At 72.5% G+C, this 19,365-nt stretch carries 21 protein-coding genes and 2 pseudogenes; 12 read left to right on the forward strand and 11 right to left on the reverse strand.

Annotated features, from left to right (window positions below):
• The first annotated feature begins 120 nt into the window (after positions 1–120).
• Both D0D28_RS03450 and D0D28_RS03455 read left to right on the forward strand, forming a co-directional pair.
• Entirely contained in the window at positions 121–624 is a 504-nt protein-coding gene (locus D0D28_RS03450) for a MarR family winged helix-turn-helix transcriptional regulator (RefSeq protein WP_116109694.1), read from the forward strand.
• A 34-nt stretch (positions 625–658) separates the two neighbouring features.
• Positions 659–1,300, forward strand: coding sequence for a LysE family translocator (locus tag D0D28_RS03455; RefSeq protein WP_240323076.1), 642 nt, complete (start codon positions 659–661; stop codon positions 1,298–1,300).
• A 12-nt stretch (positions 1,301–1,312) separates the two neighbouring features.
• Here D0D28_RS03455 and D0D28_RS03460 read toward each other — a convergent pair whose 3' ends face one another.
• Together D0D28_RS03460 and D0D28_RS03465 are read right to left on the reverse strand one after the other, a co-directional pair.
• Entirely contained in the window at positions 1,313–1,741 is a 429-nt protein-coding gene (locus tag D0D28_RS03460; protein ID WP_094002714.1) for a nuclear transport factor 2 family protein, read from the reverse strand.
• Between the two features lie 10 nt (positions 1,742–1,751).
• A complete protein-coding gene (locus D0D28_RS03465) occupies positions 1,752–2,840 on the reverse strand; it encodes an epoxide hydrolase family protein (RefSeq protein ID WP_116109743.1) in 1,089 nt (362 codons plus the stop codon).
• Positions 2,841–3,003: 163 nt separating this feature from the next.
• Between D0D28_RS03465 and D0D28_RS03470 the strand changes: the two are divergent.
• Positions 3,004–4,137, forward strand: a pseudogene (locus tag D0D28_RS03470) (FAD-dependent oxidoreductase); the annotation flags it as partial.
• Here the strand turns inward: D0D28_RS03470 and D0D28_RS03475 are convergent.
• The gene (locus D0D28_RS03475) at positions 4,084–5,058 is read right to left on the reverse strand and encodes an EamA family transporter (protein ID WP_346009473.1); all 975 of its coding nucleotides are present in this window, start codon (positions 5,056–5,058) and stop codon (positions 4,084–4,086) included. The pseudogene D0D28_RS03470 and the gene D0D28_RS03475 overlap by 54 nt on opposite strands.
• Positions 5,059–5,136: 78 nt before the next feature.
• Here D0D28_RS03475 and D0D28_RS03480 point away from each other — a divergent pair, with 78 nt between their 5' ends.
• From D0D28_RS03480 to D0D28_RS03490, 3 genes are all read left to right on the forward strand, one after another.
• Positions 5,137–6,012 carry a LysR family transcriptional regulator gene (locus D0D28_RS03480; protein WP_116109697.1) on the forward strand — a complete coding sequence of 292 codons (876 nt, stop codon included), beginning with the start codon at positions 5,137–5,139 and terminating at the stop codon, positions 6,010–6,012.
• Positions 6,013–6,389: 377 nt separating this feature from the next.
• The gene (locus D0D28_RS03485) at positions 6,390–7,136 is read left to right on the forward strand and encodes a DUF1206 domain-containing protein (RefSeq protein WP_116109744.1); all 747 of its coding nucleotides are present in this window, start codon (positions 6,390–6,392) and stop codon (positions 7,134–7,136) included.
• A 23-nt stretch (positions 7,137–7,159) separates the two neighbouring features.
• Positions 7,160–7,552: a hypothetical protein gene (locus D0D28_RS03490; RefSeq protein WP_116109698.1), complete on the forward strand. Its 393-nt coding sequence runs from the start codon at positions 7,160–7,162 to the stop codon at positions 7,550–7,552.
• On the opposite strand, the gene D0D28_RS03495 is transcribed toward D0D28_RS03490, so the two are convergent.
• The gene (locus D0D28_RS03495) at positions 7,549–8,136 is read right to left on the reverse strand and encodes a cysteine hydrolase (RefSeq protein ID WP_116109699.1); all 588 of its coding nucleotides are present in this window, start codon (positions 8,134–8,136) and stop codon (positions 7,549–7,551) included. The genes D0D28_RS03490 and D0D28_RS03495 overlap by 4 nt on opposite strands.
• A 62-nt stretch (positions 8,137–8,198) precedes the next feature.
• Between D0D28_RS03495 and D0D28_RS03500 the strand changes: the two are divergent.
• Together D0D28_RS03500 and D0D28_RS03505 are read left to right on the forward strand one after the other, a co-directional pair.
• Positions 8,199–8,575: pseudogene (locus D0D28_RS03500) on the forward strand (VOC family protein).
• Between the two features lie 41 nt (positions 8,576–8,616).
• Positions 8,617–8,949 carry a glyoxalase superfamily protein gene (locus D0D28_RS03505; RefSeq protein ID WP_116109700.1) on the forward strand — a complete coding sequence of 111 codons (333 nt, stop codon included), beginning with the start codon at positions 8,617–8,619 and terminating at the stop codon, positions 8,947–8,949.
• A 61-nt stretch (positions 8,950–9,010) separates the two neighbouring features.
• Here D0D28_RS03505 and D0D28_RS03510 read toward each other — a convergent pair whose 3' ends face one another.
• Together D0D28_RS03510 and D0D28_RS03515 are read right to left on the reverse strand one after the other, a co-directional pair.
• On the reverse strand, positions 9,011–9,361 hold the full coding sequence (locus D0D28_RS03510) for a hypothetical protein (RefSeq protein WP_162830968.1): 351 nt from the start codon (positions 9,359–9,361) through the stop codon (positions 9,011–9,013).
• A 240-nt stretch (positions 9,362–9,601) separates the two neighbouring features.
• Positions 9,602–10,384 (reverse strand): transglycosylase SLT domain-containing protein, encoded by a 783-nt coding sequence (locus D0D28_RS03515; protein ID WP_240323077.1) that lies wholly within the window; start codon positions 10,382–10,384, stop codon positions 9,602–9,604.
• Positions 10,385–10,894: 510 nt separating this feature from the next.
• Here D0D28_RS03515 and D0D28_RS03520 point away from each other — a divergent pair.
• The 3 genes from D0D28_RS03520 to D0D28_RS03530 are packed head-to-tail and all read left to right on the forward strand — an operon-like array spanning position 10,895 to position 12,291.
• Complete coding sequence (locus D0D28_RS03520) at positions 10,895–11,254, forward strand: ArsR/SmtB family transcription factor (RefSeq protein WP_116109703.1); 360 nt, start codon at positions 10,895–10,897, stop codon at positions 11,252–11,254.
• 25 nt (positions 11,255–11,279) lie between these two features.
• Positions 11,280–11,738 carry an SRPBCC family protein gene (locus tag D0D28_RS03525; protein WP_240323078.1) on the forward strand — a complete coding sequence of 153 codons (459 nt, stop codon included), beginning with the start codon at positions 11,280–11,282 and terminating at the stop codon, positions 11,736–11,738.
• A gap of 1 nt (position 11,739) precedes the next feature.
• Positions 11,740–12,291, forward strand: coding sequence for a maleylpyruvate isomerase family mycothiol-dependent enzyme (locus D0D28_RS03530; protein ID WP_116109705.1), 552 nt, complete (start codon positions 11,740–11,742; stop codon positions 12,289–12,291).
• Between the two features lie 91 nt (positions 12,292–12,382).
• Here D0D28_RS03530 and D0D28_RS03535 read toward each other — a convergent pair whose 3' ends face one another.
• Genes D0D28_RS03535 through D0D28_RS03550 form a run of 4 tightly spaced genes read right to left on the reverse strand, consistent with a single transcriptional unit; the run spans position 12,383 to position 18,089 of the window.
• Positions 12,383–13,603: an epoxide hydrolase family protein gene (locus tag D0D28_RS03535; RefSeq protein WP_116109706.1), complete on the reverse strand. Its 1,221-nt coding sequence runs from the start codon at positions 13,601–13,603 to the stop codon at positions 12,383–12,385.
• 15 nt (positions 13,604–13,618) lie between these two features.
• Positions 13,619–14,059, reverse strand: coding sequence for a MarR family transcriptional regulator (locus D0D28_RS03540; RefSeq protein ID WP_198958079.1), 441 nt, complete (start codon positions 14,057–14,059; stop codon positions 13,619–13,621).
• A gap of 41 nt (positions 14,060–14,100) precedes the next feature.
• Positions 14,101–16,461, reverse strand: coding sequence for a bifunctional salicylyl-CoA 5-hydroxylase/oxidoreductase (locus D0D28_RS03545; RefSeq protein WP_116109707.1), 2,361 nt, complete (start codon positions 16,459–16,461; stop codon positions 14,101–14,103).
• The gene (locus D0D28_RS03550) at positions 16,461–18,089 is read right to left on the reverse strand and encodes an AMP-binding protein (protein ID WP_116109708.1); all 1,629 of its coding nucleotides are present in this window, start codon (positions 18,087–18,089) and stop codon (positions 16,461–16,463) included. The genes D0D28_RS03545 and D0D28_RS03550 overlap by 1 nt, the downstream gene beginning before the upstream one ends.
• An 85-nt stretch (positions 18,090–18,174) precedes the next feature.
• Between D0D28_RS03550 and D0D28_RS03555 the strand changes: the two genes are divergently transcribed.
• Complete coding sequence (locus D0D28_RS03555) at positions 18,175–19,023, forward strand: PaaX family transcriptional regulator (RefSeq protein ID WP_240323079.1); 849 nt, start codon at positions 18,175–18,177, stop codon at positions 19,021–19,023.
• Here D0D28_RS03555 and D0D28_RS03560 read toward each other — a convergent pair whose 3' ends face one another.
• On the reverse strand, positions 19,024–19,236 hold the full coding sequence (locus D0D28_RS03560; protein ID WP_115944147.1) for a winged helix-turn-helix transcriptional regulator: 213 nt from the start codon (positions 19,234–19,236) through the stop codon (positions 19,024–19,026).
• Positions 19,237–19,365 lie beyond the last annotated feature (129 nt).

A 19,365-nucleotide genomic window follows, 5' to 3' on the forward strand; every position in this document is an offset into this window, starting at 1 on the left:
CTCCGCTATTAATCCGAACACGTATTATCCGGATACGCAAGAGTTTGGGCCGGACTGTCACGGCGGCGCGATCGTCCGGACACGTAGGATCACGGGAAGCCGCGAGAGTGGGAGGGTTTGATGGGTGAGCCAGCGCGGGCAGGCCGGCGCGGCCGGGGGGCTCCGGCCGTCGCACCGGCGCCTCCTCCGGATCTGCTGGCCGCCCCCGGGTACGGCGCCCGCCGCATGTACCAGGCCTACCTCGCCGCGTGGAACCGCCACGTCGACCCGGTGCTGACCGGGCCCCAGTTCGCGGTCCTGTCCGCCGTGCGGGCCTACCCCGGCAGCGACCAGAGTTCCCTGGCCGGCGCGGTCGCCCTGGACACCTCCACGATGGCGGACCTGTGCCGCAGGCTCGAACAGCGCGGCCTCATCCAGCGCGTCGAGTCGCCCCGCGACGCGCGCCGCAAGCTGCTGTCGCTCACCGAGGAGGGCTCGGCGGTGCTGACGGAGGTCAACCGCCGGGCCCGCCGCCTGGACAAGGCGCTGCTCGGCTCGGATTCGGGCGACGTCGACGTCGCGGGGCTGCTGAACACCCTGGGCGCGCGCTGGGAAGCCGTCGCGGCGCTCGACGAACTGGACTGATTTCCGTTGAAACCGCGGTCGTACCGCGGGCAGGATGCCGGGCGTGGATCTGCTCGCGGTGCTGCCCGCCTTCGCCCTGGCCGTGGTCCTGATCTCGGCCTCGCCGGGGCCGGCGATGGCCTTGATCCTGCGCCGGGCGGCGGTGCGGGGGTTCCGCGGCGCGGTGCCGACCGTGCTCGGTCTCGAAGCCGGTCTGTACGTGTGGGCGTTGTCCGCCGCGGCGGGGCTGGCGGCACTGGTCGCCGCGTCGGAGGTCGCGTTCCTCGTGCTGCGGGTCGCCGGCGCGGCGTTCCTGATCCACCTGGGGATCAAGGCGTGGCGGTCGGCCTGGCGCCCGGCCGCACCTGCCGACGAGCCGCCCGCGGCGCCGGCCACGGGCTGGGCCGCCGCGTTCGGCGAAGGCCTGCTCGTCATGCTGGCGAACCCGAAGGCGGCCGCGTTCATGATCGCGTTCTACCCGCAGTTCGTGCCCGAGGGCCGGCCGTTGTTCGGCACGACGGCGCTGCTCGCCGTGTTCCAGGTGGCCCTGGAAACCGTCCTGTACCTGAGCCTGGCGGCGGCCGTCGGGCGGGCCGGCGGGTGGTTCCGCCGGTCCGCCGTCCGCCGCAGGCTCGACGCGATCAGCGGCACCGTGCTGGTCGCACTCGGCGTGCGGATGGCCGTGGACGGCCGGTGATGGCGCGGCCGGTCAGAGCGCCCGGCCGAGGGCTTCGGTCAGGGCGACCGGGGTGATCACGAGGTGGTCGAAGCGCCAGCCGTGCGCGGTGCGGCGCGCCCGGTAGTGGTGGACTCCGGCCGCGACGGCCTCGGTCTTGTCGTCGAGGACGAACACGGCGATGTCGTGGGCCCGCACCGTGGCGGTGTCGCCGTCGACGTCGATGACGAGGTTGGCCTTGCTGTGCAGGGTGCGGACGTAGGTGTCGTGCCCCGAGCGGGCGAGTTCGACGAGGGCTTCGATGCCGCGCGCCTCCCCGCGCAGGGAGGTGACGACGACGTCCTCGGTGAACAGCCGGCCGGTCTCGTCGTAGCGGCCTTCGTCGAGCCACACGCTGTGGCGGGCGACCAGCTCGGCGAGCTCGGCGCGGTCGGCCAGCGCGCGGATCGGCGTCTCTGTCATGGCGGTCTCCTCAGGACGTCAGGGCGGTCAGGAAGAAGGCCCGGACGTCCTCGGCGAAGAGGTCCGGCACCTCCATGGCGGCGAAGTGGCCACCGCGCTCGAACTCCGACCAGTGCCGGATGTCGTACAGCCGCTCGGCCAGCGGCCGCACCGACTGGGTGATGTCGTGCGGGAGCACGGCCACGCCGACCGGCACCCGGCACGGCAGGTACTGCCCCCGCGGGGCGTCGTGGTGCAGCCGCGCCGAGGAGGCCGCGGTCGCGGTCAGCCAGTACAGCGAGACGTTGGTGAGCAACCGGTCGTCGCTGATCCGCGAGTCCGGGTCGGTCCAGTGCGCGAACCGCTCGGCGATCCAGACCAGCTGCCCGACCGGCGAGTCGGTCAGCGCGTAGCCGATGGTCTGCGGGGTCGCGGCCTGCAGGGCCTGGTACGGCGGGCGGTTCGCCATCAGCTGCCTGACCTTGTCCAGCCGGGCCTCGTCCGTTTCGGACAGTTCGACGCCGGCATCGGGGTCCGGCCGGGTCGGCAGGTAGTTGATGTGCACGCCGACCACCTGTTCGGGCGCCACCGAGCCGAGCGCCAGGGAGATGCCGGCGCCGAAGTCGCCGCCTTGCGCGCCGTACCGCTCGTACCCGAGGCGGCACATCAGCTCGGCCCACGCCCGCGCGATCCGCTCGGCGCTCCAGCCGCCCTCGTGGGTCGGCCCGGAGAAGCCGTAGCCCGGAATGGACGGGATCACCAGGTGGAAGTCGCGCGACAGCGGCTCGATCACGTCCAGGAACTCCAGGAACGAGCCGGGCCAGCCGTGGGTGAGGACCAGCGCGAGCGCGTCCGGTCTGGCCGACCGGACGTGCACGAAGTGGATGCTCTGGCCGTCGATCTCGGTGGTGAAGTGCGGCAGCTCGTTGAGCTCGGCTTCGTGCTTTCGCCAGTCGTAGCCGCTGCGCCAGTGGCCGGCCAGTGCCCGCAGGCGTGCCAGCGGGAAGCCGTAGTCCCAGCCGGCGCCGGCGACCTCGTTGGGCCAGCGGGTGCGGGCGAGCCGGTCGTTCAGGTCGTCGAGGTCGGCCTGGGGGATGTCGATGCGGAACGGTTCGATCATGGTGCCCAGCTCCCGGTTGTCCATTCGGCTACCTAACGTTAGCCACTCTATCGTTTGCTGGCCTAACGCTATCACACTCATTGGTGGGCCGAACGAATTTTTTCCCTGACCGGTGGTTGCGCCCCCACTCGGCGTGGTAGTCCTCCTCCCGAGGAGGGCGGACATGGTGGAGCGGGCCGAGGTGGTCGTGGCCGGCGCGGGTCCGGCCGGGCTCGCCGCGGCCCGGATCCTGCAGGGCGCCGGGCTGCACGTGCTGGTCTGCGAGGCCGGGGACGACATCGGCGGCCGGGTGCGCACCGACGTGATCGACGGGTTCCGCCTGGACCGCGGGTTCCAGGTGCTGCTGCCCGCCTACCCGGCCGTGCGGGAGCTGTCCGGCCTCGCCGACCTGCGGTTGCAGTACTTCACGCGAGGGGTGATCGCGGACGGGCAGGCGCTGGCCCCGCCGTGGCGGCACCGCCGCGCGGTGCGGGACCTGCTCGCCTGCACCGCCGGCCGGCCACGCGACGTGGCCGCGCTGCTGACGATGTCGGCACGGGACGTGCTCGCCCCCGCCCGCCGGCTCGAAGCCGGTGCCGATTCGAGCATCGCCGAGGACCTCGCCCGGCGCGGCGTCGGCGACCGGACGGTCGACGAGGTGCTGCGGCCGTTCCTCGCCGGGGTGTTCCTGGACCGTCCCTTGAGGACGTCCGCGCGGGCGTTCCACCTGGTGTGGCGGAGCTTCCTGCGCGGCGGCGCGGCGCTGCCCGCGTCCGGGATGGGCGCGCTGCCGCACCTGCTCGCCCGCGATCTCGTGCCCGGCACCGTCCGATGTGGAGTCCGCGTCACCGGGATCACCGGCGAAGGCGTCACGACCGACCGCGGCGAGGTGCTCGCGCGGGCGGTGGTGGTGGCCGCGGCGGACGGCCTGCTCGGCGTCCCGGAGCCGGAGTGGCACGCGGTGACCACCTACTACTACGGCACGAGCGGCCACCCGCCGTCCCGGCAGCCGACCCTGCGCACCGACAGCGGTGACCTGCTGGTCAACACCGCGGTGATCAGCGCCGTCGCGCCGGGGTACGCGCCGCCGGGCCAGACGCTGGTCGCCGCGTCGGTGCCGGAACGCTGCGACACCGGCAACGAGCTGGAGCCGCACGTGCGGACCACGCTCGCGCGGATGTACGACACCACGACCACGGACTGGGAGCGGGTCGAGACCTACGCGATCGCGCGGGCGCTGCCGGTCATGCCGGCCGGCCACCCGCTACGGCAGCCGGTCCGGCTCGCCCCGGGCCGCTACGTGTGCGGGGACCACCGCGACACCAGCTCCATCCAGGGCGCGCTGGTGTCCGGCCGCCGCGCGGCGACGGCCGTGCTGGCGGATCTGCGCTCCCGGCCGTGACCGCTGCCCGGCGACGATCGCGGCCAGGGCCAGGGCGAAGCCGGTCAGCTGAACCGGTCCGAGCGTCTGCCCGAGCACGACGACCCCGAGCAGCGCGGCGACCATCGGCGACAGCAGGCCGAGCACGGCGACCGAGGTGACCGGCAGCGTCGTGATCCCGCGGAACCACAGCACGTACGCCAGCAGCCCGCCGGCGAGCCCGAGCCACAGGTAACCGAGCACCGCGGGGACATCGACCGCGGGCGGGGCGCCCTCGACCAGGAACGTGACCGGCACCAGGAACAGCCCGCCCGCGGTCAGCTGCCACGCCGCGAACGCGGTCGGGCCGGCCTCGGCGGGACGGCCCCACTTCTTGGTGAGCGTGACGCCGAGCGCCATGGTCGCCGCGCCGCCCAGCCCGGCCAGCACGCCGGCCACGCCGAATCCGGCCGCCGGGCCGAGCACGACCAGGCCCACCCCCACGACACCGGTCACGCCCCAGGCGAACCGCCACGCCGACGGGCTTTCCTTCAGGACCGCGACCGCGAGCACGGCCACGATCAGCGGCTGGGTGGCGCCCAGGGTCGCCGCGACGCCGCCGGGCAGCCGTTCGGCGGCGACGAACAGCAGCGGGAAGAACAGGCCGATGTTGAGCACGCCGAGCACGGCGGCCTTCCACCACCAGGCCCCGCGCGGCAGGGTCCGCGTGGCGGCGAGGGCGATCAGGCCCGCAGGCAGGGCCCAAAGCAGGCCCGCGAACAACGGGTGGGCGGGCGGCAGGAGTTCGGTGGTGACCACGTAGGTCGATCCCCAGACCACGGGCGCGAAGGCGGCCAGTGCGGTGTCGCGAAGTCTCACCCGGCCAGTCTCGGTCGCCTTGATCCATGAGTCCAACACATGTTCGTCACCTGACCGATCGTGCGGCACGATAGATCGGTGGAACTCCAGCAAATGCGCTACGTCGTCGCGGTGGCCGAGACCGGCAGCTTCACCCGGGCGGCGCAGCGATGTCTCGTCGTGCAGTCGGCGCTCAGCCACCAGGTCGCCCGCCTGGAGCGGGAGCTGGGGGCGCGGTTGTTCGACCGCACCAGCCGGCGGGTGCGGCTGACCGCGGCGGGCGCGGCGTTCCTGCCCGCGGCGCGGCAGTGCCTGGACTTCGCCGAGCGGGCGGCGGCGGAGGTGGCGGCCGCGGTCGGCGAGGTGCGGGGCCGGCTGAGCGTCGGGGTGATCCCCACGGTCGCGGCGGTCGACCTGCCGGACGCGCTGCGAGTGTTCCGGCAGCGCTACCCGCAGGTGCGGGTCCGGCTGCGGATGGCGGCGAGCCACGAGCTGGTCGAGCAGGTCCGGGAAGGGGCGCTGGACCTGGCCTTCCTCGGGTTGCCGGTCACCACGCGGCCCGAGGGCGTGCGGGGACACGAACTGGCGCGCGACCGGCTCGTCGCGGTGGTCGCGCCCGGGCACGCCCTGGCGGGGCGGGCGGAGGTCGACCTGCGGACGCTCGCGGCGGAGCAGTTCGTGGACTTCACGGCGGGCGCGCCGGGCCGCGCCCAGTCCGACCAGGCCTTCGCGGCGGCGGGGGTGCAGCGCGAGGTGGCGTTCGAGGTCACCACGGCCGAGCTGATGGCCGGGCTGATCCGGGCGGGCCTCGGGGTGGCGATGCTGCCGTCGACGTACGCGCCGCACCTGTCCGGCGTGGCGACGGTCCCGGTCACCGACGCGCCCGGGCGGATCGAGCACCTGGTCTGGAGCACAGCGGGCCTCACCCCGGCGGCGGCCGCGTTCCTGGAGGTGCTCGGCGTGCCGGCCGGGTAGGGCGGTCCGCGGGCGGACATCCCGCCGCCGCAGGGTGGGGAGCCTGCCACACCGTGGCCGGGGATCGGCGTTCGGTGTGGTTTCCGTTGGCGCTGCTGCGTTTCCCGCCGATCCGCTGGTGCAGACCCGGTACGGCTACGCCCCTACCAGCCGGAGCGACAGGCGGGGTTCCGCACCACGACGCTGGCGGTGCTCGGCGTCGTCGCAGGGGTGCGCCCTCGGCGTGCTCCTCTCCCGCCCGGCTTAACCACGCCACCTCCGGGGTACACCCGATCGAGTGACGAGGAGGTACCCGGATGACGAGCAACGCGACAGGCGCCGGTCTGGCGGCACGGGTCAGGGGACGCTCCGCGGCGCAGGCCGCCGGACGCGCCGGCATGGTCTGCTGGGGGCTGGTGCACCTGGTCGTCGCCTACCTGGCGGTCCGCGTCGCGGCCGGGGACAGCGGCAAGGAGGCCGACCAGAAGGGCGCGCTGCAGGAAGTCGGGTCCACCCCCGCCGGACAAGTGATGCTGTGGGTGCTCGCCATCGGGCTGGTCGCGTTCGGGGGGTGGCAGTTCCTGATGGCCGCCCGCGGCTACACCTGGGTGCCCCGGCGCGGCAAGCGGGTGCGCAAGCGCATCGGCTCCGGGGCACGGGGCGTGGTGGTGCTCGCCCTGGCCTACACCGCGATCCGGCTCGCCACCGGCAGCGGCTCCGCGCACGGCAACCAGCCGCAGCAGGAGTTCACCGCCCGCCTGCTCCGGCTGCCCGCCGGGCAGGCGCTGGTGGCGGTCGCCGGGGCGGCGGTGATCGCGGTCGGCGTCGCGGCGGCGGTGAAGGGGATCAAACGCAGCTTCCTCGACGACCTGAACACCCCGAAACTGCCCGCGGGCAGCACGAAGTGGGTCGAGTGGCTCGGCTCCGCGGGGTACGTCGCCAAGGGCGTGGTGTACGCGATCATCGGCGGGCTGCTCGGCTACGCCGCGCTGCGGTCGGACGCCGGCCAGGCGGGCGGGGTCGACAAGGCGCTGCGCACGCTCGCCGCCCAGCCCTACGGCGTCGTGCTGCTGGTGGTCGTCGCGGCCGGGCTGGCGGCGTTCGGCATCTACTGCTTCGCCGCGGCGCGCGCGCACAAGAGCTGAGGCTTCTGGCTAAGCTGACGCCCGTGACCATCTGGACGGACGTCATCAACTACGTACGCATCCGGTACGAGGTGCTGGAGGAGAGCGAGCACTGGCTGCGCTTCCGGCTGGACACCGACGGCGGCCGCAGCCAGCAGGTCACCGTGCACCACCTGCCCGACCTCGACGGCGCCGAATGGGCCGAGATCTCCTCGGCCGTGGGCTGGGCCGACAAGATCGACCTGCGCCGCCTGCTCGAGCTGGCCGGCGGCTCGTCGATCGGGGGCGCCGCGGTCGTGGACGGGGTCGCGCTGATCAAGCACACCGTGCCGCTGACGTCACTGCACCTGCGGGAGGAGTTCGAGCGGCCGCTGCTGTCGGTCGTCGCGCAGGCGGACGCGTTCGAAAAGGAACTCTCCAGCGGCGACGAGTTCTAGCCTCCGGTGATCTCGGCGGCCGTGCGGCAGCCCGCGGTCGCCAGGTCCAGGTTCGCCAGCGACGCCAGGTGCACGGCCTCGTCCGCGGCCGCCACGCAGTCGCTCACCGGGTGGACGACGAATCCGAGATCGGTGGCGTGCCGGGCGGTCTGCTCGACGGTCAGGTTGGTGGCGACGCCGGTGACGTACAGCGTGGTGACGCCGGCGTCGCCGAGGCGGGCGGCGAGGTCGTTGCCGGCGAGCCCGGAGAGTTTCTGGTTGTCGGTCACGTGTTCGGCGAGGTGCGTCATCTCGGGGATGATCCGGGTGCCCGGGGCGCCGGGCCGGAACTGCTCCTGCGCGTCGCCGACGGCCCGCATGAACGCGGTGTTGCGCACGAGCCGGCCCTCGTCCTCGGGGATCGTGAAGCGGGTGAAGTAGACCGGAATCCCGGCGGCGGCGGCCCACTCGTGGAACCGGACCGCGCGGCCGACGACGCCGCTGCGCTCGACGGGCGCGGCGAGCATACCGCCGAAGAAGCCCTCCGGCTTGATGACGTTGACCTGCCAGTGCAGGGCGAGCACGGCGGCGTGTTCCATGGTCATCCCCGCAGCCTAGCGGCGGCCTACAGTGGGGACACCAGGTTCCGCGAGGAAAGGAGCCGGCGATGGCCGTCCAGCTCAACCACACGATCGTCGAGGCGCGGGACCGGGCGGAGACCGCCGAGTACCTGACCGGCGTCCTCGGCCTGCCCGGCCCGGTCCCCTACGGCCCGTTCCTCGTGGTGCGGCCGACAACGGGGTCTCGCTCGACGTGCTCCAGGTCGACGGGCCCGTGCACCCGCAGCACTACGCCTTCCTGGTCAGCGACGCCGAGTTCGGCGAGATCTTCGAGCGCATCACCAGTCGCGGCCTGCCGTACTGGGCGGACCCGTTCCAGAAGGAGCCGGGGCGGATCAACCACCACGACGGTGGCCGCGGCGTGTACTGGAACGACCCGAACGGGCACCGGCTGGAAATCATCACCAAGCCCTACGGGGGCTAGAGCGGCGGCGTTCGCCCTGGCTGGTCTGCGACGATGGCGCCATGGACGAGGAAGCCATTCCCATTCTGCGCGTGGCGGCCGCCGCGGCGGCGGTCGCGTGGTACGAGCGGCTGGGCTTCACCAAGCAGTGGGAACACCGCTTCGAACCGGGACTGCCCGCGTTCGTCGAGGTCGCGCGGGGCGGCGTGCGGTTGTTCTTGTCCGAGCACACGGGAGACGCCCGCCCCGGCACGCTGGTCTACCTCCGCGTCCGTGACGTGGAGGCCGTCGCCGCCGAGTTCGGCGTGCCGGTGACGGACGCTCCGTGGGCGCGTGAGGTCGAGCTGCGCGACCCCGACGGCAACCGGCTCCGGGTCGGCACGCCGACGGAATGACGCGCCGGCGGCGACGCGGTGCCGGTGGCCGAGAAGGACGGCCGGCGCCGGACGCGGCGTCCTAGAGCAGTTCGGTGCGGCAGCCGAGCCGCTCCCCCAGCTCGGCGAGCAGCGCGCGCAGCGGATCCGGGCCCCGGTGCCCGCGCGCGACGGTGACGGGCACGAGCCGCCCGGCGAGCCCGGTCGCCACGTTGTAGATGCGGTAGACGACCCGGGCCCCGGCGGCGTGCTCGTGCACCTCGACGCGCCCGCACCACCACCACTGCCCGCGTGCCTCGATCCACCCCTGCGCCGCGTCCTTGCGCACCCGCAATGGCGTGGCGGAGGCCGAGAACGCGGTGCTCAGCACGAGGTCCCGCACCTGCGGCAGGGGCGCGTGCACCAGACCCTGGTGCACGCCGAGCAATCTCATGCGGCCCCCTGGTGAACGGCGGATCACGTGATCCGGCCCCGCGGGACGATCACGGACACCACGTTAGCACTCACGACCCGGCTACGGAACGGGTGGCTCCGGCGGCTGGGCGGACGCGGCGTCCGGCGAACGGGCGAGGTGGGCACGCCGGCTCCACCGTGCGTACACAGTGGACGGACCGTTCCCGAGCCCTGCTAACCACACGGGCGTCCGTCCGAAGTGGACGGGCGCCCGTCGTCGTCAGTAGCCGCGGTAGCCGCTGCCCTTCCGGATGGACTTCAGCCCGGGGTGGCCGTCGAAACCGCCGTAGCGGCTGATCGTGTAGCGCACCCCGGCGATGATGTTGTCCACCGGGTTGAAGATGTCGTCGTGGCCGGGCAGCTTGTGCGCGTTGAAGGTCGAGTCGATGCACTGCATCAGCCCCTTGGAGGGGTGACCGGCGCGCCAGTTGCTGTCCCAGCGGTTGACGGCGTTCGGGTTGCCGCTCGACTCCTTGTCGATGATCGTGCGGATGGCCTGCACGTCGCCGCCGTCGACCGGCACGCCCTGCGCCCGCATGACGCGGATGGCCTCGTTGATCCAGCCCGCGATCGGGTCGCCGGTGGTGTCGAACACCTCCGGCGCGGGCGGCGGGGCCGGAGCCGGTTCCGCGACCGGGGTTTCCACGGCGACCGGCTCGGGTGCCGCGACCTCGATGGCGGCGGGGATGTCCAGCACCGGCGCCGGGGTGGTGACCACCCACGTCGACGGCGGCCCGAGAACCGGGACGGCGGCCACGGTGCCGGCGACCGGGGTCGCACCGGCGGCGGGCGCCGGCGGGGCGGCCTCGCCGCTGCCGCTCGCCATCGCGAGCGGGCTGGCGGAGCCGGCCACGGACATCATGAGCAGGCTCGCCGAAACGGACGTGCGCGCGCCGATCCGGCCGAGGTTCTTCGGTTTGGCTGCGTGCCGCGGGCGGTACCTGTCCGGGGAAAACAGGGCCGCCTTCCGGGGAGCACGGTTGTTGAAATTATGGCTTCCCATGAACGGGAGGTCTCCTTGCTTGACGTTCAGCCACGCCGACCCTGTCGGGGGCCAGGCCGGCGGGAGCCACACGAGACGGAACGGGGGATTTCCGGTCTCCGCGAGGCCTCGGCCAGATTACGAACACGCAACGGAGATATCACCAAACGGTGACTGACCACACAGTTTGAGGGGGTGGCGTGCGATCTTGCGGACCGGCTGTTCCCGCAGCTCTAACAGCGTTTCTACCGCTGGGTAATAGCACTGCTACTGCCTCCCGCGCGGGCCGATTCGCGGGCCCCGCGAGGTTACGGGCGAAGCAAGGGATCTTCACCCCTCGCGCCCAGCCTCACACCGCCACGCTCCCCCCGGTGATCACCGATCAGCGCCGCAATCCATCACCCGCCCGCGTGTTCGAATAGCACCGATCACTTTCTTTCGTGACCCGTCCAGCCTTCCTCAACCAGTCGATTGACAACCTGGGGACGGGTGCTCTACTGTCGTCCGCAACCAAGTAGTTGAGGAAGCAGGGTGGACGAGACGACCGAGCGGCTCAACCGCGTGTTCGCGGCCCTGGCCGACCCGACCCGGCGCGACCTGGTCGCCCGGCTGGCCGCCGCGGACGCGACCGCCGCGGAGCTGGCCGAGCCGTACGACATGAGCCTCCAGGCGGTCTCCAAGCACGTGAAGGTGCTCGAGGAGGCCGGCCTGGTGACCCGCAGCCGGATCGCCCAGCGGCGGCCCGTCCACCTCGACGCGGAGGTGCTCGACCTGATGACGAAGTGGATCGAGCGCTACCGCCGCCAGGCCGAGGAGCGGTACCGGCGCCTGGACGCCGTGCTGTCCCGCCTGACCGGCGACACCGGCCAGACCCAGGAGGACGCATCATGACCACGCCCAGCAGGAAACCCGGATCGTGGCGGCCGAGAAGGTGCCGACCATCGAGATCATCCGCGAGTTCGACGCACCACCCGAGCAGGTGTTCCGCGCCCACGTCGACCGCGACCTCTACGCGCGGTGGGTCGGGCCGCGCTCGCTGACCACGAGGATCACCAGGTGGGACGCCCGCACCGGCGGCGAATGGGCCTTCGCCAACGACCGGGACGGCACCGAGATCGCCTCGTTCTACGGCAGCTTCCACGAGGTGCGCCCGCACGAGCGGATCGTGTGGACCTTCACCTACGAAGGCGAACCCGACGGGGTCGCGCTGGAGACGCTCACCTTCGAGGCGCTCGGCGGCGGCCGGACCCGGCTGCGGGTGCTGAGCGTGGTCGAGGACTTCGAAACCCGCGACGGCATACTGTCCAGCGGCATGGACGTCGGCGTCCGCGAGGGCTACGAGAAGCTCGACGAGCTGCTGGCCGGGGGAGCCTGAGATGACCCCGGCCCAGCAGCACGCACACGACGCGGCCCGCTTCACCGAACTGGTCGAGTCCGCCTCCCCCGGTGACTGGGCCCGCCCCAGCCCGGTTCCGGAGTGGACGGCGCTGGACATCGTCAAACACCTCGTCGAGTGGTCCCGGGCGTTCCTGCGCGGCGCCGGGATCGACCTCCCGGCCCTGGACGTCGACGCCGGGCCGGCCGCCGCCTGGAAGCAGCACGTCACCGACATCCAGGCCATCCTCGACCACCCCGGCGGACGGGTGCACAGCAACCCGCACACCGGCGACAAGCCCGTCGACGAGGCGATCGACCAGTTCTACACCGCCGACGTGTGGATGCACACCTGGGACCTGGCCAAGGCACTCGGCCGCGAACCCGACCTCGGCCAGGACCGCTGCGCCACCGTGCTCGCCGCGATGCGGCCGATCGAACACCTCCTGCGCGACAGCGGCCACTACGGCCCCGCGGTCCCCGTCCCCGCCGACGCGTCCCCGCAGGACCAGCTGATGGCCTTCATCGGCCGCGACCCGGCCTGGCGCCCCTGACCAGGTCCTTCTCGCTCCACACTCGCTCAGCCATGAGCTCCCTTCCTAGATCGAGAGCCCAGACTGTCAACAACCTCCGTCAGTTTCAGACCTAGCGGCGGCCGCGGAAGGTGCGCCTCAGGTCCGCCACCCAGGCGTCCGGCACCTCCCAGGGGATGAAGTGCCCGCCGGCGTCGTGGGCGGTCAGGTTGACGTGGTTGTACCAGGCGGCGCGGTCGCTGTCCAAGAAGTGCCGGACCCGGTCCCCGGTGCTGACGCCGGGCGGGTTCTCGTAGCCGACGAAGGTGATGCCCGTGGGCGCCTCGACCACCGGCCGGCGGTCGTGCGAGGGGGTCCACGGGTAGCGGTTGTTGTTGGCGTAGGTGCGGATCGACGTGCCGATCGAGTTCGTCACCCAGAAGATCATCGCGTGGGTGAGCAGATCGTCCTTGCTGAACACCGACTCGATGTCGCCGCCGTTGTCGCTCCAGTTCACCCACCGTTCGAGGATCCAGGCGAGCATCCCGGCCGGCGAGTCGGTCAGCCCGTAGGCCAGCGTGCTCGGGTGCAGCATGTGCGCGGCGAGGTGCACGGCGAACCGCCGGTCCAGCGCGACCAGTCCGGAGTGGACATCGGCGGGCAGCCCGGCGGGAAAGGGCTTTCCGCCGCCGAAGGCCCACGCCCGGTCGCCGGTGAACAGGTCGAGCCGCAAGCCGGATCCGATGTGGATGGCGTACAGCTCGCCGGCGTACTTGTGGCCGAGCTGCCCGGTGACCAGCGCCCCGACGTCACAACCCGCGGCGGCATACCTGTCGTAGCCGAGGACGCCGGTCATCAGCGTGTGCCACAGGTCGGCGACCTTCCAGAAGTTCATGTCCGGGTGGCGCGGCAGCGGCGAGGAGAACCCGAAACCGGGGAACGACGGGACGATCACGTCGAACGCCTCGGCCGGGTCGCCGCCGTGCGCGCCGGGATCGGCCAGCGGGCCGACGACCTTGGACCAGTGCCAGAACGTCCACGGCCAGCCGTGGGTGAGGATCAGCGGCACCGGATCGGGCCCCACCCCGGGTTTGCGCATGAAGTGCACCGGCACGCCGTCGACATCGACCCGGTAGTGCTCGTAGGCGTTGATCGCGGCTTCGGCGCGGCGCCAGTCGTATCCGGTGCGCCAGTAGCCGACGAGCTCGCGCAGGTAGTCGCGGTTCACGCCGTAGAACCAGTCCTCGTTGCCGACGTCGTCGGGCCAGCGGGTCAGCTCCAGGCGCCGATGGAGGTCGTCGAGCACCTCCTCGGGCACGTGGATCGGCTCCGGCACCAGCGGGAAGTCAGTCATCGTCCACTCCTGCGGTCACTGCACCGTTCGTCCCTGATCGAGTTCGACCAGGCGGGCCAGGGCGGGCAGCGCCGCCGCGATGGCCGTGCGCTCCGCCGGGGTGAGCCGGCCGGCGAGTTCGGCGAGCCGCGCCTGGCGCTCGGCCCGTCGTCCGTCCACGACCGCCGCCCCCGCCTCGGTGATCCGCACCAGGACCCCGCGGCCGTCCGACGGGTCCGGCTCGCGCCGCACCAGCCCGTCGCGCTCCAGCTTGGTCACGATCTGGGTGATCGCCGACTGCGTGACCTGTTCGCTGGCCGTCAGCTCGGTGAGTCGCCGCGGGCCGCGGCGGGCCAGCGTGTGGAGCACGGACAGCGTCGTGAAGCTCCGCCGCTGCCCGGCCGGGAGCCGGATGGCCATCCGGGTGAAGTCCTCGAACACGGCGGTCAGCTCGGCGACGCTCAGTTCGGCAGGCACCGGCGAAGTGTATCAGTAACTCAATTAGTTTCCGATGTTCTTTACGGCCGCCAGCGGCGGTGCGCGGTCCCCGGCTCCCCGCGGCGGATCAGCTCCAGCCTGGGCTTGGGGCCTTCGGTGCGGCCGGTCTGCGGGCGCCGGGACCCCGGCCGCCACGGCAGCGGCCACTCCGCCCCGGGACCGGAATACCCCTGCTCCGCGGCGGCGCGCAGCGTCCAGTTCGGGTCGTACAGGTGCGCGCGGCCCAGCAGGCACAGGTCCGCGCGGCCGGCGAGCAGGATCGAGTTGACGTCGTCGTAGGAGGAGATGACGCCGACCGCCATGGTCGCGATGCCGGTTTCGTTGCGGATGCGGTCGGCGAAGGGCGTCTGGTAGGACCGGCCGAACGCGGGCTTCTCGGCGGGATCCACCTGGCCGGTGGACACGTCGATGACGTCCGCCCCGGCCGCGGCGAACGCGCGGGCGATCTCCACCGAATCCTCGGCGGTGATGCCGTCGTCGCACCAGTCCGTGGCCGAGATCCGGACACTCATCGGCCGGTCCGCCGGCCACACCCGCCGCATCGCCCGGAACACCTCGAGCGGGAACCGCAGCCGCGCCTCCAGCGACCCGCCGTAGCCGTCGGTGCGGTGGTTGGTCAGCGGTGAGATGAACGACGACAACAGGTAGCCGTGCGCGCAGTGCAGTTCGAGCAGGTCGAACCCGGCGTCGGCGGCCCGCGCCGCGGCGTCGGTGAACTGGCGCCGGATCACGGCGAGGTCGTCCGGATCGAGTTCGCGCGGCACCTGGTTCACGCCCTCCCGGTAGGGCAGGGGCGACGGGGCGACGACCGGCCAGTTGCCCTCCGGCAGCGGCTGGTCGATGCCCTCCCACATCAGCCGGGTGGAGCCCTTGCGCCCCGAGTGCCCGATCTGGATGCCGATCTTCGCGGTGCTCTCGGCGTGCACGAACTCGGTGATCCGCCGCCACGCCCGCGCCTGCTCGTCGGTGTAGATCCCGGTGCAGCCCGGGGTGATCCGGCCGATGTCGGACACACACACCATCTCGGTCATCACCAGGCCCGCGCCGCCGAGCGCCTTGCCGCCGAGGTGCACCAGGTGGAAGTCGCCGGGCATCCCGTCGCAGGCCCGGTACATGTCCATCGGGGACACCACCACGCGGTTGCGCAGCTCCAGCCCGCGCAGCCGGAACGGCTGGAACATCGGCGGCCGCATGCTGCCGTCGCCGTGGCCGCGCCGCTGCTCGTGCCCGGCGAACCAGCGGTCGGCGCGGTCGACGAACCCGGGGTCGCGGACGCGGAGGTTGTCGTAGGTGACGCGACGGCTGCGGGTCATGATGTTGAACGCGAACTGCACCGGCTCCTGGTGCACGTACTGGCCCAGGTTCTCGAACCACTCCAGGCTGGCCTGCGCCGCGCGCTGGGTCGACTCGACCACCGGCTTGCGCTCCGCCTCGTAGGCGATCAGCGCCCGCTCCACGTCCGGCTGCTCGTGCAGGGACGCGGCGAGCGCGAGCGCGTCCTCCATCGCGAGCTTGGTGCCCGAGCCGATCGAGAAGTGCGCGGTGTGCGCGGCGTCCCCGAGCAGGATGACGTTGCCGTGGCGCCACCGCTGGTTGCGCACCGTGGTGAAGGTGATCCACCGGGAGTTGTTCGCCAGCAGCCGGGCGCCGCCCAGCACGCCGGCGAACAGCTCCCGCACCAGCTCGATCGACTTCTCGTCGGACTCCCCCGGCGCGAACTCGCGGTCGGCGAAGGCGGCGAACCCGGCCCGCTGCCACACCTGTTCGGCCATCTCCACGATGAAGGTGCTGCCGTGCGCGTCGAACGGGTAGCCGTGGATCTGCATGACCCCGTACGGCGTCTGTTCGATGTAGAACTTGAACGCGTCGAACACCTTGTCCGTGCCCAGCCACATGTAGCGGCACGAGCGGTCGTCCAGGGACGGGCCGAACACGCCCGCGTGGCGGGCGCGCACCGCCGAGTTCACCCCGTCCGCGGCGACGACGAGGTCGTACTCGGCCGCGAGCCGGTCGGCGTCCGGGGCGGGCGTGGCGAAGTGCAGCCGCACGCCCAGCCCGGCGCACCGCTGCTGCAGGATCTGCAGCAGCCGTTTGCGGCTCATCGCGGCGAACCCGTGGCCGCCGCTGGTGAGCACCTGGCCGCGGAAGTGCACGTCGATGTCGTCCCAGCGGGCGAATTCCCGCGCCATCTGCCGGTAGACCTGCTCGTCGGCGTGCTCGATGCCCCCGAGTGTCTCGTCCGAGAACACCACGCCGAACCCGAACGTGTCGTCGGCGGCGTTGCGTTCCCACACGTCGATCTCGTCGCCCGGGCCCAGCTGTTTGGCCAGCGCCGCGAAGTACAGACCGCCCGGCCCGCCGCCGATCACCGCGATCCGCATCACCGCTCCCCCGCGTGATCGCGCTCGCGAAGCTTGTAGCGCTGCAGCTTTCCGGTGTTGCTGCGCGGAAGATCGGAGACGAACTCGACCGCGCGCGGATACTTGTACGGCGCGATCCGCGCCTTCACGAAGTTCTGCAACTCGGACACCAGGGCCTGGTCCGCCTCGACGCCGGGCGACGGGACGACGAAGGCCTTGACGAGCTGGCCGCGTTCGGGGTCGGGCACGCCGACCACACCGCACTCGAGGACGGCCTCGTGCGCGAGCAGGGCCTCCTCGACCTCCGGCCCGGCGATGTTGTAGCCGGAGGAGACGATCATGTCGTCGTTGCGGGCCACGAAGTAGAGGTAGCCGTCCTCGTCGGCGACGAAGGTGTCGCCGGTGATGTTCCAGCCGTCCTGGACGTAGGCGGCCTGGCGGTCGTCGGCCAGGTACCGGCAGCCGGTCGGCCCCTTCACCGCCAGCCGCCCCGGCGTCCCCGGCGGCAGCGGCTTGCCGTCTTCGCCGAGCACGGCCGCCCGGTATCCGGGCACGGCGCGGCCGGTGGCGCCGGGCCGGATGTCGTCGTCGGCGGCGGAGACGAAGATGTGCAGCATCTCGGTCGCGCCGATGCCGTCGATCAGGCGCAGGCCGGTCGCCTCGTGCACCGCGCGCCACGTCGCCTCCGGCAGGTGCTCCCCCGCCGACACCGCCCGCCGCAGCTTGCCCAGCGCGCGGACCCGGTTCGAGCGGAGCATGGCGCGGTAGGCGGTGGGGGCGGTGAAGCACACGGAGACGTCGTGGGCCTCGATGGCGTCGGCCAGCTCGTCCGGGGTCGCCTTCTCGATCAGGAGCGTGGCCGCGCCGGCGCGCAGCGGGAACACCAGCAGGCCGCCGAGACCGAAGGTGAACGCCAGCGGCGGGGTGCCGGTGAAGACGTCGTCCGGGCGCGGCCGCAGGACGTGCCGGGAGAAGGTGTCGGTGATCGCCAGGACGTCCCGGTGGAAGTGCATGGTCGCCTTCGGCCGCCCCGTGGTGCCCGACGTGAACGCCAGCAGCGCGACGTCGTCGGCCGCGGTGTCGACCGCGGTGAACCCGCCCGGCGCCGCCCGCGCGCGGGCCATCAGGTCGTCCGGATCGCCTCCGCCGTACCGGACCACCGGCGCGCCGGCCAGGTCGGCCGCCACGAGTTCGCCGTCGAACCGCGCGTCGCACAGCGCGAGGTTGACCGCGGCGATCCGGGCGATCGCGGTCAGCTCCCCGGCCCGCAGCAGGGGCATCGTCGCCACCGCGACGGCGCCGGCCTTCATCACCGCGAGCCAGCAGGCGGCCAGCGCCGGGGTGTTCGGGCCGCGCAGCAGGACCCGCTGCCCGGGAACCACGCCGAGCTGTTCGGTGAGCACCCAGGCGAGGCGATCGACCCGGTCCCGCAACTGGCCGTAGGTCCAGGTTTCGCCGTCCGGGGTGAGCAGGCACGGGCGGTCCGGCCCGAGCCGCTCGATGACCGCGTCGAGGAGTTCGACGCCGCAGTTGAGCCGCGGCGGATACCGCAGCTCGGGCAGTTCCTCCAGGAACTCCGGCCAGGAGTGCCGGGGCGGCAGGTTGTCCCGGCAGAACGTGTCGGCGTGCGCGGAACCCGGGAAGGTCATGCCCCAATCATTCTCTTTTCGTGACGGTAGTCAAGACGGCGATAGAAATGATGTAGCCGGGGACGCCACCGCGCGGCGGGTTAGAGTGACTGCCGTGGCCACCGGTGCGGACGAGAACAACGGGCGTGGGCAGCAGCCGCGGGCGCTGATCGTCACCGTCTACGGTCTCTACGCCCGGGAGGCGGGCGGCTGGATGAGCGTCGCCGCGCTGATCCAGCTGCTGGCGCACTGCGGGGTGGACGAGCCGGCCGTGCGGTCCGCGGTCTTCCGGCTCAAGCGGCGCGGGCTGCTGACGGCGGCGAAGGTCGGCGGGGCCGCCGGGTACGAACTGTCCGCCACCGCCCGCGAGATCCTCGACGAGGGCGACCGCCGCATCTTCGAGCGCCGCCGGGCCGATGCCGGTGAGGGCTGGCTGATGGCGGTGTTCAGCGTGCCGGAGTCCGAACGCGACAAACGGCACCAGCTGCGCTCCCGGCTGTCCTGGCTCGGGTTCGGCACGGTGTCGTCGGGGGTGTGGATCGCCCCGGCGCACCTGCTCGGCGAGACGCGGGAGGCGCTCCTGCGCCAGGGCCTGGATCCCTACGTCGAGCTGTTCCACGCCGACCACCTGGGTTTCGCCGCGACCGCGGAGCGGGTGCGGGACTGGTGGGACCTCCAGCGCCTGCACGAGCTGTACGACACGTTCCTGAGCCGCCACGAGCCGGTGCTCGCGCGCTACCGGCGACGGCGCCGCATCGACGGCGCGGAAGCGTTCGCCGACTACGTCCACGCGCTCACCGACTGGCGGCGGCTGCCCTACCTCGAACCCGGGCTCCCCCTGGAGGTGCTCCCGGCCGGCTGGATCGGCCTCCGCGCGGCGGAGGTGTTCTTCGAGTTACGGCGCCGGCTCGCCGGGCCCGCGCACGACCACGTCGAACCCCTGCTCGCGCGGTAGTCAAGCCACGCCGGGACCAGGCGCTGCCGTCCCGCGGTCCCAGCGGGCGCGAGACTCGATCACGGTGTGGCGGTGCTCCGCCGCCCAGTCGGCGACGGCTTTCAGCACGAACGTGAGGCTGTGGCCGGTGGGAGTCAGCGCGTACTCGACGCGGGCCGGCACCGTCCATGTGTCGCCGATGCGGTCCAGGACCTCCCGGACGTCGCAGGCCATCGGGATACGCCGGCCGTACGGACTGGACGATCCTGCGCAACGGCATCCACGGCTGCCACGCCGCTGCCGGGCGGCGATGCAGGCCAGGTGCAGTCCGGTCGACAGGCCACCCCGGGAACGTCCCAGAGC

It is taken from the genome of Amycolatopsis ruanii (assembly GCF_003385175.1).
Taxonomy (GTDB): Bacteria; Actinomycetota; Actinomycetes; order Mycobacteriales; family Pseudonocardiaceae; genus Amycolatopsis_E; species Amycolatopsis_E thermalba.

Coding starts and splice junctions, on each gene's coding strand:
- D0D28_RS03450 (WP_116109694.1), top strand. CDS start 121: ATGGGTGAGCCAGCGCGGGCAGGCCGGCGCGGCCGGGGGGCTCCGGCC.
- D0D28_RS03455 (WP_240323076.1), top strand. CDS start 659: ATGCCGGGCGTGGATCTGCTCGCGGTGCTGCCCGCCTTCGCCCTGGCC.
- D0D28_RS03460 (WP_094002714.1), bottom strand. CDS start 1,741: ATGACAGAGACGCCGATCCGCGCGCTGGCCGACCGCGCCGAGCTCGCC.
- D0D28_RS03465 (WP_116109743.1), bottom strand. CDS start 2,840: ATGATCGAACCGTTCCGCATCGACATCCCCCAGGCCGACCTCGACGAC.
- D0D28_RS03485 (WP_116109744.1), top strand. CDS start 6,390: ATGGTCTGCTGGGGGCTGGTGCACCTGGTCGTCGCCTACCTGGCGGTC.
- D0D28_RS03495 (WP_116109699.1), bottom strand. CDS start 8,136: ATGACCATGGAACACGCCGCCGTGCTCGCCCTGCACTGGCAGGTCAAC.
- D0D28_RS03505 (WP_116109700.1), top strand. CDS start 8,617: ATGGACGAGGAAGCCATTCCCATTCTGCGCGTGGCGGCCGCCGCGGCG.
- D0D28_RS03510 (WP_162830968.1), bottom strand. CDS start 9,361: ATGAGATTGCTCGGCGTGCACCAGGGTCTGGTGCACGCGCCCCTGCCG.
- D0D28_RS03515 (WP_240323077.1), bottom strand. CDS start 10,384: ATGGGAAGCCATAATTTCAACAACCGTGCTCCCCGGAAGGCGGCCCTG.
- D0D28_RS03530 (WP_116109705.1), top strand. CDS start 11,740: ATGACCCCGGCCCAGCAGCACGCACACGACGCGGCCCGCTTCACCGAA.
- D0D28_RS03535 (WP_116109706.1), bottom strand. CDS start 13,603: ATGACTGACTTCCCGCTGGTGCCGGAGCCGATCCACGTGCCCGAGGAG.
- D0D28_RS03545 (WP_116109707.1), bottom strand. CDS start 16,461: ATGCGGATCGCGGTGATCGGCGGCGGGCCGGGCGGTCTGTACTTCGCG.
- D0D28_RS03550 (WP_116109708.1), bottom strand. CDS start 18,089: ATGACCTTCCCGGGTTCCGCGCACGCCGACACGTTCTGCCGGGACAAC.
- D0D28_RS03560 (WP_115944147.1), bottom strand. CDS start 19,236: ATGGCCTGCGACGTCCGGGAGGTCCTGGACCGCATCGGCGACACATGG.